Here is a 13,815-nt window from a genome sequence, read left to right as displayed (position 1 = left end):
AGGCAATGGCGCTTGGCGCCGGCGCCACGGCCAACGAGCCGGGCAGCGTCGCTCTCGGCGCGGGCTCGACGACGGCAGCGGCGGTCGCCACCACCGGCACCACGATCAACGGCGTCAACTACACGTTTGCCGGAACCGCTCCGACGAGCACGGTGAGCGTAGGCAGCGTCGGCAACGAGCGCACCGTCACCAATGTGGCGGCGGGCCGGATCAGTTCCAGCTCCACCGACGCCATCAACGGCAGCCAGCTCTTTGCGACCAACCAGGCAGTCGAGGCAATGCAAGGGAGTGTCGGCGATCTCACTGAGTTCTCCGTCCAGTACGACAAGAACGTGGACGGCAACAAATCCAACTCGCTAACGCTCGCCGGCGGCGACCCGAACGCGCCGGTGGTCATCCACAATGTCGGGGCGGGCGTCGCGAACAATGATGCGGTCAACGTCAAGCAACTCACGGATGGGTTGTCGTTCAACCTGGCGGATTCGAAAACCTATACCGACAAGGTGGCGGGCACCACGCTCCAGCAAGCCAATGCGTACACGGACTCCAAACTTAGCCAGCTGAACATGGACATGGGCGGGGTTCGGAGTGAAGCGCGCCAAGCCGCCGCGATCGGCCTGGCGGCCGCCTCGCTGCGGTACGACGACCGTCCCGGCAAGCTGAGCGTGGCGGCCGGCGGAGGCCTCTGGCGCGGTGAAGGTGCCCTCGCGTTTGGTGCGGGTTACACCAGTGAGGAAGGACGCGTTCGAGCGAATGTGTCCGGCACGGCCGCGGGCGGGCACTGGGGTGTTGGCGCGGGTGTCAGCCTTACTCTGAACTGAGCCAGGTAATGATGAGGCAAGCAGTCTCTGCTGTCGCAATTTCCATGACTTGCCTGCTCCTGTCCGGCCTGTGCGCAGCCGGGCAGGAGGCGGTCCCTGCTGCCGGTTATAGAATAAAGCCTTCCGAAGTCGCGGTGCCTCCGGACGTAAAGCTTGGCGAATATCAACGGACCACTCGCCCGTTCGAGAACTGGACGCTGATCTGTGACGAGAACCTGAAGGCCCGCCAGAAGGTCTGCAACGTCACCCAGATTATCGAGGACCAGGCGGGAAAAGTCGCATTCAGCTGGTCGCTTGCGGCCACCAAGGACGGCAAGCCGTACATGATCCTGCGCACCGCGCCGAACGCCAAGAGCGACGGCCTGGTATCGCTGAAGTTCGATGGGCGGAGCCAGGCAATCGACGTTCACTTGAACGGCTGCAACGAAATGGTCTGCGTCGGTATGCTGCCGGTCGGACCCGTCATGCGCCAGCAGATATCGCAGAGCGCCACGCCGGCGATCTCCTACGCGACCGTCGACGGCCAGACGATCACCGTGACCGCAACACTCAAAGGGCTGACGGAAGCCCTTTCGCCAGTCAAATAACCGAGGCAGCATCGTGAGCCAGCAAGACCCGTTCATCTCCGCAACGCGTGGCCCGAGCGTCGAGCCGGACCGCAAGAGGACCGTCGAGCCCGATCGCAATAGGATCGCCGAGCGGCAGCGGCGGTGGCCGCGCGTTCTCGGCTTCTCGCTGCTGGGGCTGGCCATGATGGGCATCGGATTCGCTGCCGCGAACTATGCCGCGATCGCCGGTCTCGTCGGCACCCCGACCGCCGCGCAGGCCGGGACGGCGCCGCCCACATTGCCGGACTCGCCTTTCCTCGAACACGTCAAGCAGGCCGGCGTGCAGGCCTGCTCGACAATCTTTCCGGTGCTCGGACAGGTTCTGACGACGGGCGCGAAATACAGCGTCAAATCCTTGTGGAACGACCAGGCCGCCGACAAGCACGCGGTGCAGGCCCTTGTCGGCATGGACTATGCGACGGAAAAATACAGCGGACCGGCCGCCGGCGTGGTTTTCGCATCGCCCACCGCGTCGGGTTGCGAAGGCGCGATGGTGCGGGTGGCGCCGTTCGCCAGCCCGTGTTCGGAGATCCCGTCCGTTCTTCCGCAAGGCAGCAAGATTACCGACCATCTCGGGCAGGTCGAAGTGTACGAGCTCGGCGGCAATTCGGGTGAAGCGCTTCTCCTGCCGACAGGCAATAGCTGCGTGGTGATTTCCATCGCGTCGGCGTCGAAGTGAGACACGGGATAGGCGAATGGGCGAGGGCTCCTGGAAAGGATTGCAGACCATGAAATCGCGACGTCTGGCAGTTTTGTGCATGGCCCTGCTGTGGAGCGGGCAAGTCGTGTCGGCCGATCTGGTGGCGCCACCCGAGCCGGAGCCGAAGGAGGAAAAGGGCATTTGGGGGGCGATCGCCTACTCCAGCGCCGACACCAAGCACGGCTTCTTCTGGGGCGCCGACAAGCGCCAGGAAGCGAAGGACGCCGCGATGAAATACTGCGAGAACGCCGGCGGCAAGGGCTGCACTGTTGTCACCGTGTTCCGCAACCACCGCCATTGGAACGACGACGACGAGACCGGCTTTCCCTACAAGCACTGCGGCGCCCTGGCCGTGGCCGAGAAGAAGCAGTCCGACCGGCTGACGTCCTGGGGCGTGAACTCCGCCGAGACCCGCAAGGAAGCGGAAGACCTCGCTTTGCAAGCCTGCGAGGCGGCGGGAGGCAAATGCAACATCCGCGAGTGGGTTTGTACATGAAGCGTGGCCTCAAGGCCGTCTCCGCATGTGGGGCAATCGTATTGTCATTGATGTCGCCGGCGTTGGCCCAGCAACAGGTGGCGGCTGTTCCCGACGGACCATCGTCGCTGCGCGAAGTCTATCAGGACTGGAGCGTGGCCTGTTCCATTCGCGAAAAGGCGAGGGTGTGCTCACTTTCGCAGGACCAGGTCCAGCAGAACGGCCAGAGGCTTCTTGCGGTGGAGATCGCGGGACGCGCGGACGGTTCGACGACGGCTACCCTGCTTCTGCCCTTCGGCATATTGCTCGATTCGGGCGTGACGCTCCAAATCGACGATCAGCCGCCTTTGTCCCCGCAGCGCTTCAGGACCTGCTTGCCAACGGGTTGCCTCGCGGTCTTTGCCATCGACCGGCCGATACTTGGAAAGATGAGAGAGGGCTCGGTGCTGAAGCTCAACGTCACTACGAACGCCGAGACCCCGATGACATTCCCGGTGTCGCTGCATGGCCTGACCTCGGCACTCGACCGTATGGCTGCGTTAAGCGCGCGTTGAAGAAAAACGGGGCCAGCCTGCACCTCGTGGAACTGTCCGAAATAGCGATCCAGCCCCGGCTTCGGCCGCTAATAGCCGATATGATTCTGGCTGCATCGGCCAGCGGGCTTTCGTCTTCTTGTGCTTTCCCACACGTGGCGGCGTCCGGATACAACCGCAGCGGGCCGATATCTATGTGCCATTTTTGTTACATCCCGCCGCTCTTCTGATCTGAATCGCCATTTTAGTGGCGGCTAAACCAATAATCGCTCACAAATTTCATGAATCTGTGAATAATCCCCCAACAGGTAGGCCTTGGCTTGGCCATAGCGCTCAAGTAATAGGGGCGCTGGGGAAACCGTAGGGTGGGTTCATATGAATACGACAAGCATGTCGACCATAGGCAAGCGCCTTGGTCTTTTGATGGCGGCCACCATGCTGACCTGCGGGGGCGCTCATGCGCTCACGCTCAAGGAGGCGATGGCCGTTGCGGTGGAATCCAATCCCGAGATTGGACAGGCAATCGAAAACCGCGAAGCAATCGAGTTCGAGCTGCGGCAGGCCAAGGGCCTCTATCTTCCCAGTGTCGATGTCGAGGCATCGGCCGGCGTTCGCCGGCTCGACAATCCATCCCGGCGCTCACTGTCGATAGAGGACGATTCACTCTATCCGGCTGAAACGGATCTTACCGTTTCGCAGACGCTTTATGACAGCGGCGCAAGGCGGGCCGAATTGAACCGTCAGGCATCGCGCGTCGACGGCGCTTCGTTCCGGGTGCTGGAACGGTCCGAATTCATCGGGCTGTCCGTTGTCCAGGACTACCTGGAATACATGCTGCAGGCTTCGATCGTTGCCGAAGCGAAGAAAAATCTCGGCTTCCACCAGGCAATTCTGGGCGACATCCGGCAAGGCATCTCGGGCGGCGCACTGAACGAGGCCGACCGTCAACAAGCCGAGGAACGGCTGTTCGCAGCCAAGGCGCGCATGCAGGAGGCGACCGAGGAACTGGAAGCGGCCAAGATCCGCTTCTTCAAGACAGTCGGAAAGCCACTGACCAGCCCTTCGAGGCCGGGCGATGTCTCGGCCGCGCTCCCACGCTCGCTTGACGAGGCAATAGGGTTGGCGCGGGAAAGCAATCCGCGCGTACATATGGCCAACAGCGACATCGACGCGGCGGCTTCCCTCGTGGATGCCGCGCGGGCAAAATTTGGCCCCTCCATAATCGCTGAAGGTCGCGCCCGGGCGGGAGCTGACATTGACGGCGACGATGGCGACACCACCGACCTGCAGGCGCGTGTGGTCCTGCGCTGGAACCTCTACCGCGGCGGTATCGACAAGGCCAACGAGCAGGAGCAGATCCGCCGTACCAGCGAACAGCGCCTGGCGCTGCATCAGGTCCAGCGCGAAATCGAGGAAGCCGTTCGCACCTCATGGGATCGCCGTTTCCGGCAAGCCGATCTGGCAAAGACCCTGAGGCAGCAGGCCGCCTCCAGTGAGAAGCTGGTCGTTTCCTATCGCGAGCAGTTCAAAGTCGGACAGCGTTCCCTGCTCGACGTGCTCGATGCACAGAATACGCGGTTCAACACGGCGACGCTGGCTGATACCTCGTCCTATGCATCGCTGTTTGCCCAGTACCGGCTGCTGGCCGCGACCGGACAGTTGCTGAAAACGATGAACCTCCAGCCGGCGAAACAAGCGACGGCCTATGCGCGAACCGAGTTTGCGGCACCGGAAACCGCGGACACCGAAACCTATGCGCGGACGCCGTCGGAGCAGAAGAACGACCTGCCTTTCGATATCCTCGCCCCTGTCAGGAAGAAATAAGACAGCACAAGGTCTAGCGAGAGTCCCGACGGGCAGATCGTGAACCAGCAACCAAACATCCTCTCCCCCAAGGAGGCGTTCAAGGCCTGCTTCTCAGCTGTTGCCGGATATCTCGGCAGGCCGAGCGCCGGGACCGTGCTGTTTGCCGGCGTGCCGCTCTCGGACACGCGAATTGAAATCGACGACATCAGGCACCTTGCCGAGCGCATCGGCATGGAAGTCACCGAGTTCAGCCATCGCGACTTTCTCAGGGGCCGCATCGACCTGCCGGCCATCGTCTTTCGCGTCAGCCAGTTGCCCGTTGCCCTGCTCGCTCAAACCGAAGACGGTGCGTATATCACCGCGCCCCAGGAAGACGGCCGCACCGCAATCGGCAGATCGGAACTCGCCGCCAGCTACATCAGCGGCGGAGCGTCCTTCTCGATCACCTATGCCAATGCCGCCGAGGGCATGTCGGTCGGCTCGGCGGCCAAGATCGAGCGGAGACACTGGCTAACGGGGACGATGGGCGCTTTCTGGCGCACCTATTCGAAGGTCGTTCTGGCGGCGGTGTTCATCAACGTCCTGGCCATAGCCTCGCCCATCTTCACGATGAACGTCTACGACAGGATCCTGCCGAACAAGGCGATATCGACGCTGTGGGTTCTGGCAATCGGCATTGGCGCCGTCATCCTGTTCGATCTGCTTTTGAAGACGGCCAGGGCTTCTCTCATCGACTATGCCGGGCGCAAGGCGGATCTTCGGATATCCTATCTCCTGTTCGAGAAAGTGCTGAACTCGTCGCTGTCGGCGCGTCCCGGTTCGACCGGTGAATACGCAAACAGGGTCACGCAATATGAGTTCGTCAGGGAGTTCTTCACCTCGAACACCATCAGCGTGTTCATCGACACGGCATTCGTCTTCGTCTTTCTCCTTGTCATCTATGCGATAGGCGACTGGCTGGTGGTCATACCGGCGCTGGCCTTCGTGATGTCCGTCATCGTCGGCTTGATTACCCAGCGCCGCATCGGCAAGCGCGTCGCCGCCTCGATGAACGAAGCCTCGCAACGCCAATCCCTGCTGGTCGAATCCATCTCCACGCTGGAGACGATCAAGTCGCTGCGCGCCGAGGCGTATCTGCTGCGAAAATGGGGGGAGCACTCCAAGAACGCCGCCAACACGTCCGAGAAGATCAAGCAGCTTTCGGCGGCCGCGGGCAACATAACCCAGTCCATACAACAGCTGGTGACCGTCGCTCTGGTGGTGGCCGGTGCCTACGCCTTCTCGGAAGGGCATGTTTCGACGGGAGCGATCATAGGAACGGTGATGCTGGCGAGCCGGGCCGTGGCTCCGCTCGGCCAGATCGCCATCACGCTGTCCAGGTTCCGCCAGGCCATGCTCTCGTTGAGGATGGTGAACTCGATCATGGCTCAGCCGGAAGACCGACCCGATACGGTGGGTTTCGTCAACCGCCCCATTCGCAACGGGGCGATGGTGTTCAGAAACGTCGGGTTTGTCTATCCCGGCACGGAAAACGAGGTTTTGACCGGCCTGAATTTCTCGGTGAAGCCGGGCGAGCGGATCGGCATCATCGGCCGCATCGGATCGGGAAAGACGACGATGGGCCGGCTGATCGGCAGGCTCTTCCTGCCGACTTCCGGCGAGCTGCTGATGGATGGGATCGATATTCGCCAGTATCACCCGTCCGAGGTTCGCGCCGCGGTCGGCATCGTTGCGCAGGCTGGCGATCTGTTCTCGGGCACCATCAAGGAAAACCTCCTGATGGCATGCCCCGAGGCTACCGATGAGCAGATCATCGAAGCGGCAAAGGCGGCCGGCGTCGACGATTTCGTCTCGCGCCACCCGCGCGGCTACGACATGAATGTCGGGGAGCGCGGCACCAATCTTTCCGGCGGCCAGAGGCAGACGGTGGCGATCGCACGCCTGCTTTTGACCAAGCCGAAAATCGTCTTTCTGGATGAACCATCGGGCTCGATGGATCTCGCATCGGAACGCCAGTTGATCAAGCAGCTCAAAGTCGCCTTTGACCGAGACACCACGCTGATCGTCTCCACACATCGTTTCAGCATGCTTGAACTGGCCGATCGCCTGATCGTTGTCGAACGGGGCAAGATCGTTGCCGACGGACCGAAGGACCAAGTCATACAGGCGTTGCAGAAAACAAGCGCCTGATAGAACAAATAGTAATGCATCCAATGCGTTGGGGCGTGGGAAATGCTTGCCAGGGAAGATCGACCGCCGCTCTTTGCGTCGGCGTCCATATTCATCATAGGAGCGCTCTTCGTCGTTTTTGTCGCCTGGGCATCCTTTGCCGAAGTCGATGAGATCGCACGCGGCGACGGCAAGGTCATACCCGCTTCCAAGACGCAGATCATTCAGGCGAGTGAAGCCGGTGTCGTTCAGGAAATCGCGGTGACGATCGGCCAGATCGTCAAGAAGAACGATCTCATCATTCGCCTGGACAACACGCTCAACACGTCCAGTCTTGGCGAGCAGCAGGCCAAGGCGCGCGCTCTGGAAGTGCGCATAGCAAGGCTGAAATACGAACAGGCCGGCAATCTCTCGGGCCCATTTCCGTGCCCGCAAGACATTCAGTCGATCGCTCCGCAAATCTGCGACAACGAACAGAAGCTGCTCATCGCCCGACGCGGGAATTTCGACAACAAGCTATCCGTGCTCAAGTCGCGCCTCGATCAGCGCGAGAAGGAACTGGCCGAGGCGATCGCCAATTCCGACCGTCTGACCAAGAACCTGGCCGTCAGCGACCAGGAGGCAAAACTGGTCGACGCGATGGTCAAGAAAGGCCTGATGGCAAGGACCGAGCAGCTCCGGGTGGAGCGTGAACAAACCGAACTCAACGGTCAGCTGAACCTGGCGGGCGAGACCGTCAAGAAGGCCAAGGCGGCGATCACGGAAGCTCAGCTTCAGGTCGAAGAACTTGGCCTGCAATTGCAGCAGGAGGCGTTGGACGACCTTACCCAGGCGCTGGCGGAACTTTCGGTGGTGGATGAAACCATAAGGGGGGCGACCGACAAGGTCGCGCGCACCGATATCCGGTCTCCAGTGGACGGCATCGTCAACACGCTGGAGCTGAATACGGTCGGTGCCTTCGTCCAGCCTGGCGCCGTCGTGGCCGGCATCGTGCCAACCTCCGAGACCTTGCTGGTAGAGGCACGGGTCTCGCCACGGGATGTCGCGTTCATCCGCCCCGACCAGGAAGCACTTATCAAAGTCACCGCCTATGATTTCTCGATCTTCGGCGGCATCGAAGGCAAGGTCTCCAATATCACGGCCGACAGCCTGGTCGATCAGAAGACAGGGGAACCCTATTATCAGGTGCGTGTGGCGACGGACAAATCGACACTTCTGAGAGACGGCAAAGCCTATTCGATCATCCCCGGAATGATCTGTTCAGTCGACATCAAGACCGGGCGCAAGACGATCCTGCACTACCTCCTGAAGCCGATCAACAAGGCGCGTGAGGAGGCGATGAGTGAGCGGTAGCGCCAGCCTCCATCATTCCGATCGCGAGCGGCTGCTGCCTTCAGTCACAGCTGCGGATTTCGGGCTGGAATTTCGGGTCGTGGCGCGCGGCGGCATACGACGCGGCATTCGTCTGGAGCGGGCATTCTGGATGGCGCTGAAGCAGATGGCCGAAAACCGGAAATGCACAATCGGCATGCTCATCGACGAGATCGCCGAAAGCCAGGCGCAGACAGGCAACCTGACATCTGCGATCAGGGTGGCCTGCATGCGCGGATTGGCGGACGAAAACCTGACTTTGCGAAGGCTTGCGTCGATCAATACCATCAACGCCATACTGGTCGCTTGCCCGTCACCGGCCTTTGCCCTGGCTTCGTCGAAGAAGATCCTGACGTTCAACGCGCCTTTCCAGCAGCTGGTCAAGCGTCAACTGCCGATAGCGCCGAGTGATGATGCGCGAAACGACCTCAAGCTGGCGCTGGACCTCAATGTGGCTGATATCTTCGCGCGGCTCGATGCCAATGGCGAAACGCCGGTGGCCACCGGCTTTGTCATCGGCGCCGGTGAGCGTCGATATCGGGGGCAGTTGAATGCGGTGCGCGCGCCGGTGGTCGAGCCGGAGTTGCTGATGGCGTTCGTCTTCGCCGGCTGAATGCACGGCCAATCCAACAAGAACTTACGGCTGAAAACCTTCGCCAGGTGCGACGGTTGCGAAACCGCCTTTGACGTCGGCCATCTGGGCCCCACCCGGTCTCGAGCCGTGGATCCAGGCCCGGTCCGTGCTGAACGAATAGAGCGGAACGTAATCCGGCAGATCGCTGTCGCGCACAACCATGTTGCTCAGGCTATCGAGAATGAAGGTGCCGCTGCCTGTGCTCACCGACAGCACTGCGTGAAAGAAGCCTCGCTTGCGATCCTGGAGAACAACCAGCGCCATGCTCTGCGTTGGAATGCCGGCCCTAAGCAGAGCCGTCATCTTGAGGATGGCAAAATCCTCGCAGTCGCCGGCTCGCCGTTCGAGAATTTCCGACGGCTTCGCCCAATAGTCGAGTTTGCCGTAGACGATACTGTCTTTCCTATAGGCGATCAGGCGATTCACGCTGCTGTTGACGAAGGACAGTTTCTCGCTGAATCCCTTGCCTTGAGCGACGGAGACCATACTGGCAAAGGCCGGGCTCTTGCGCTCGCAGGCGCTGCCCGCCGAGCAGGCGGTGATTGCCCGGTAGACGGGTGCCCAGCGCGCCGCGACCGGAAAATTGCGCATGGACAAGGCAACCGATCCGAATACGCCCGGAATGATCGACGCCGTCTGCACCGGATCTATCCCGGCCGCATCTTGTGCCATTGATGGGCCGTTGCCTCGATCGGCAACCGCCGGGCCATAGCTGCCGAACACCATGCCGATCCGGTAAGGGGCCGCTGGCTGCCAGGGCTGAGGCCTCGCCAACGATACACCGCCGAGACAGGGCGTTGTCTGGACCTTTTCCAGAAGCGTGCCGGTGGCGGCGACATCGCCGGAAACGGCGTTCGCGAATGATGGCCCTGCCAGGCCGACAAGCCCGATTGCCAGCAGGAACACTTTGAGCCCGGTTTTTCCCGAGGCTGAGTTTTCTTTTTTCATGACGCCCACCTTTGACTGTGGACGCTACCAATCTTGTCTCAAATTATTGGAAAGGAAGGTAGGTAACTTTCCCCCAAATCACTTCATCTGTTTTGCATAAAATTTTATGCAAATTTATACTTCTATTTACCAAAGAATCGCGGCTCGCCCCCACCCATTCGGCACCCGCGGACGTCAATATATATCAGGTTATATTGTTGTAGTTTACCACGTGTAAAAAATGCCGAATCATGCATATCGGAATATATGAAATAGATTGCAGGACTGTTGCAAAGCAGAGGTGGCCACTGTCTCTTTCCGGGAAATGACGGAGGGGTTTCAGCAATGACCACCAATATCGATCTGGACAGCTTTTCGGGTTCCATGGACGACCATTCCGCGTCCGGTGAACACAACAGTCAGATTTCGCCAGCAGAGATGCAGGTCGCACAGGCAACGGCGGCACAGCAGCCCGCCCCGGCAGCGTCCGAACCGGTGCCGGTCGATGTCGGCGGAGCGCCCGCCAAGCCGGAGGCGCCGGCGACGGCAAACGCACCCGCTGCGGCCGCACCACACGAATATGTGGCTGACGCTGGCAACATCGTAAAACTTCCGTCCAACGTTTCCATCGACAACATCAAGGTCGACGGCAACAACCTTGTGCTCGAACAGGCCGACGGCTCGGTGATCGTGATCAAGGACGGCGCCTTGCACGTGCCGACCTTCATCATCGGCGACGTCGAGGTGCCGCGCGTTGCCTTGCTGGCAGCGCTGGAAGCAAGCCACGTCGACGTCGCCTTCGGCGCCGACGGTTCCATATCGGCCGGCCCGGGCGGTTCGAACTCGAGCGCAGGCGGAGACTTCTCGGTCCCCCCCGGCGGCATCGGCGACGGGTTCGACCTGTCGGCCCTGTTGCCGCCGACAGCCTTGCAGTTTGGTCAATTGGACCGGCGCGAACTGTTCCCCTCGATCGTCGACAGGCAGGTTACAGTGACTGCCACGTCCTTGCTTGCTCCCAGCGAAGCGGCCAGCGAAACCGGCCTTGATGGCGGCGGAAGTCAATCGCCGGGCAGTGATGCGCCGAGCCATTCGGAAACCTCCAGCGTCGGAACGATCAGCATCGATGCGCCGGATGGAATCGGGTCGATCGTCATCAACGGCGTCACCGTCACCGGTGTCGGCCAGCAGATCCCGGGCGATTTCGGCTTCCTGACGATCGTCTCCTATAATCCGAGCACCGGCGCCATCGAATACAATTACACGGTGACCGAATCGGTCACTCATCCCCAGCAGGGGGACGGATTCAACGAGAACGACACGGTTCCGGACAATTTCAGCATCACTGTCACGGATGTCGACGGAGATACGGCCAGCACCACCTTTGCCGTCGCCATCATCGACGACGTGCCGACGGCGGTTGCCGATAGCGCCACGCAGGCGACCGAGAACGCCGCTGTGACGGTGAACGTGTTCGCCAACGACGTGCCCGGCGCGGACGGGGTGAACATCACCGATCCGGCCAAGGTGAGCTATGTCGCGGGATCGCTGGCGGGCGGCACCGGAACGGTCACCTACCACAATGACGGCACCTTCACCTACGCACCGGTTGCCGGCGAAGAAGGGACGGTGACGTTCCAGTACCAGATCGTTGACAGTGATGGCGACTCGTCGGTGGCGACGGTGACGATCAACCTGTTGAAGGACTCGACGCCGACGATCGATGTGACGCCTCAGGCTCCAGATGCATCGGGGCACAGCGCGGTGAACGAAGCGGGCCTTGCGGTGCGCGGTATCGAGCCGGCGGGTTCGGGCGAGATCGCCGACAACAACGGCACCAACAACAGCGATCCGAGCGAGACGGCGACGGGCTCGCTGAACATCACGACGGGCAGCGACACGATCGGCCACCTCTATGTGACCGACAAGGACAACACCCAGATCGAGGTGACCAATGCGGCCGGCGGCATTTTGGTGCACGGCCAGTATGGCGACCTGACCATCACCGGCACGCCGGGAACCGGCTACACTTATTCCTACACGCTGCTGGACAACACCTCGGGCAACACCACCCATGACGACTTCGCCGTCCAGGTGGTTGATACCGACGGCGACCCGGCCTCCACCACGCTCACCATCAACATCGTCGACGACATGCCGACGGCGCATGATGACAGCGCCACGCAAGCGAGCGAGAACGCGGCGGTAACGGTGAACGTGTTTGCCAACGACGTGCCTGGCGCGGACGGAGTGGCCATCACCGATTCGGCCAAGGTGAGCTATGTGGCGAACTCGCTCAGCGGCGGCGCTGGAACGGTTACCTACCACAATGACGGCACCTTCACCTACGCGCCGGTTGCCGGCGAGGAAGGGACGGTGACGTTCCAGTACCAGATCGTTGACAGTGATGGCGATTCGTCGGTGGCGACGGTGACGATCAACCTGTTGAAGGACTCGACGCCGACGATCGATGTGACGCCGGATGGTGGGACGCCGTCGGTCAACGCAACCGCGGTTGTCGACGAGAAGGGACTGCCGGCGGGAACAGGCGAGGTTGCCGATCCGGCCTTGAACTCGGATCAATCGGAAACCACGGAGGGCACGTTCAACATCACGACGGGCGGCGACACACTGCAGAAGCTCGAGGTGATGGACAAGAACGGCACCTTGGTGGATGTCACTTCTGGTGGCACGGTTCAGGGTGTCAACGGCGTACTGACCGTGACCTTAAGTGGCGGCGTCTATAGCTACAGCTACACGCTCTCGAATAACGTGGCGAACGCCAATCCCAACCAGATCGGGGCCGCCGACCAGGCGACGGGGGAAAATTTCGCGGTAAAGGTCACCGACAGTGACAACGACACGGCCAATGCGTCTCTGACCGTCAAGGTCAACGACGACGGGCCGGTTGCGGTCAATGATGGCGTGCTTGCCAATCATGCGGAGAACGTGACGGATCTGACGATCGGCACGGTTGCCGGAATATTGGGCAACGACCACTACGGCGCGGACGGTGCGGCTGCGTCGGGCTCGCTGGTGATCGGGGCTGGCGACCATGGCGGCACGGTCGCCATTGTCGGTGGCAACCTGGTCTACACCAACACGACGTTGAACGTGGCGAACGGGGCGACGGTCAACGAGACTTTCACCTATACGATCAAGGACGGCGACGGTGACACCACGACGGCGACGTTCCAGGTGACGCTGACGGACACCGGGGTTACGATGGGGGCGGCGCCGGCTAACCTGATCGCCGACGAGGACGACATCGCCGGAGCTGGCGGCAACGCGGGCGGTTCGGGCGACGATGCGCCGGTGCTGTCGGGCCACATCTCCTACACGCTTGGCGCCGACCAAATCGGCGGCGTTGCGCTGTCGACGTCCGGCAATGCGACGGGCCTGCAGACGCTGGCCGGGGTTGCGGTCGACACGATATGGGTCGGCAGCCAGTTGATCGGCTACGTGCAGGGCACGAATCCCAGCCTCGCGGCCAACCAGGTGTTCACGATCGCGGTGACGAACGTCACCAACAGCGGCGCGAACTACATCATGACGCTGCTGCAGCCGGTCCAGCATTCGGTTAGCGGCACGGAAGACAACACGGCGCCGTTCACGGTCACGGCGACGGTGACGGACGCCGACGGCTCCACCGGCACCACCAGCTTCACCGTGGTGATCGATGACGATACGCCGGTTGCGGTCAATGATGGCGTGCTTGCCAATCATGCGGAGAACGTGACGGATCTGACGATCGGCACGGTTGCCGGAATATTG

General features: G+C 61.5%; 11 protein-coding genes. 10 read left to right on the top strand and 1 reads right to left on the bottom strand.

Features of this window, described 5'->3' with window-relative positions:
* The 9 genes from NKJ06_RS30800 to NKJ06_RS30760 form a co-directional block, all read left to right on the top strand.
* A partial coding sequence (locus tag NKJ06_RS30800) for a YadA-like family protein (protein ID WP_352811826.1) occupies positions 1 to 821 on the top strand: 821 nt, incomplete at its 5' end.
* An 8-nt stretch (positions 822 to 829) separates the two neighbouring features.
* Positions 830 to 1,408, top strand: coding sequence for an invasion associated locus B family protein (locus NKJ06_RS30795; protein WP_352634864.1), 579 nt, complete (start codon positions 830 to 832; stop codon positions 1,406 to 1,408).
* 13 nt (positions 1,409 to 1,421) lie between these two features.
* Positions 1,422 to 2,108, top strand: coding sequence for a hypothetical protein (locus NKJ06_RS30790; protein ID WP_352634862.1), 687 nt, complete (start codon positions 1,422 to 1,424; stop codon positions 2,106 to 2,108).
* 49 nt (positions 2,109 to 2,157) lie between these two features.
* Complete coding sequence (locus tag NKJ06_RS30785) at positions 2,158 to 2,625, top strand: DUF4189 domain-containing protein (protein WP_352634860.1); 468 nt, start codon at positions 2,158 to 2,160, stop codon at positions 2,623 to 2,625.
* A complete protein-coding gene (locus NKJ06_RS30780) occupies positions 2,622 to 3,158 on the top strand; it encodes an invasion associated locus B family protein (RefSeq protein ID WP_352634858.1) in 537 nt (178 codons plus the stop codon). Before NKJ06_RS30785 ends, NKJ06_RS30780 begins: the two co-directional genes overlap by 4 nt.
* Positions 3,159 to 3,512: 354 nt before the next feature.
* Positions 3,513 to 4,961 carry a TolC family outer membrane protein gene (locus tag NKJ06_RS30775; protein WP_352634856.1) on the top strand — a complete coding sequence of 483 codons (1,449 nt, stop codon included), beginning with the start codon at positions 3,513 to 3,515 and terminating at the stop codon, positions 4,959 to 4,961.
* Between the two features lie 39 nt (positions 4,962 to 5,000).
* Positions 5,001 to 7,133, top strand: a complete 2,133-nt coding sequence (locus NKJ06_RS30770) for a type I secretion system permease/ATPase (RefSeq protein ID WP_352811823.1) — start codon at positions 5,001 to 5,003, stop codon at positions 7,131 to 7,133.
* 42 nt (positions 7,134 to 7,175) lie between these two features.
* Entirely contained in the window at positions 7,176 to 8,465 is a 1,290-nt protein-coding gene (locus NKJ06_RS30765) for an HlyD family type I secretion periplasmic adaptor subunit (protein WP_352634853.1), read from the top strand.
* Positions 8,455 to 9,096 carry a ribbon-helix-helix domain-containing protein gene (locus NKJ06_RS30760; RefSeq protein WP_352634851.1) on the top strand — a complete coding sequence of 214 codons (642 nt, stop codon included), beginning with the start codon at positions 8,455 to 8,457 and terminating at the stop codon, positions 9,094 to 9,096. The genes NKJ06_RS30765 and NKJ06_RS30760 overlap by 11 nt, the downstream gene beginning before the upstream one ends.
* Positions 9,097 to 9,120: 24 nt before the next feature.
* On the opposite strand, the gene NKJ06_RS30755 is transcribed toward NKJ06_RS30760, so the two are convergent.
* Positions 9,121 to 10,065 (bottom strand): transglutaminase-like cysteine peptidase, encoded by a 945-nt coding sequence (locus tag NKJ06_RS30755; RefSeq protein WP_352634849.1) that lies wholly within the window; start codon positions 10,063 to 10,065, stop codon positions 9,121 to 9,123.
* 324 nt (positions 10,066 to 10,389) lie between these two features.
* On the opposite strand from NKJ06_RS30755, the gene NKJ06_RS30750 reads away from it, so the two are divergent.
* The coding region (locus NKJ06_RS30750; RefSeq protein ID WP_352634847.1) for a beta strand repeat-containing protein at positions 10,390 to 13,815 on the top strand (3,426 nt) is incomplete at its 3' end.

Source organism: Mesorhizobium sp. M0293 (assembly GCF_040321735.1).
Classification (GTDB): Bacteria; Pseudomonadota; Alphaproteobacteria; order Rhizobiales; family Rhizobiaceae; genus Mesorhizobium.
Note: the sequence above shows the minus strand (reverse complement) of the source record. Positions and strands in the feature narration are given on the sequence as shown.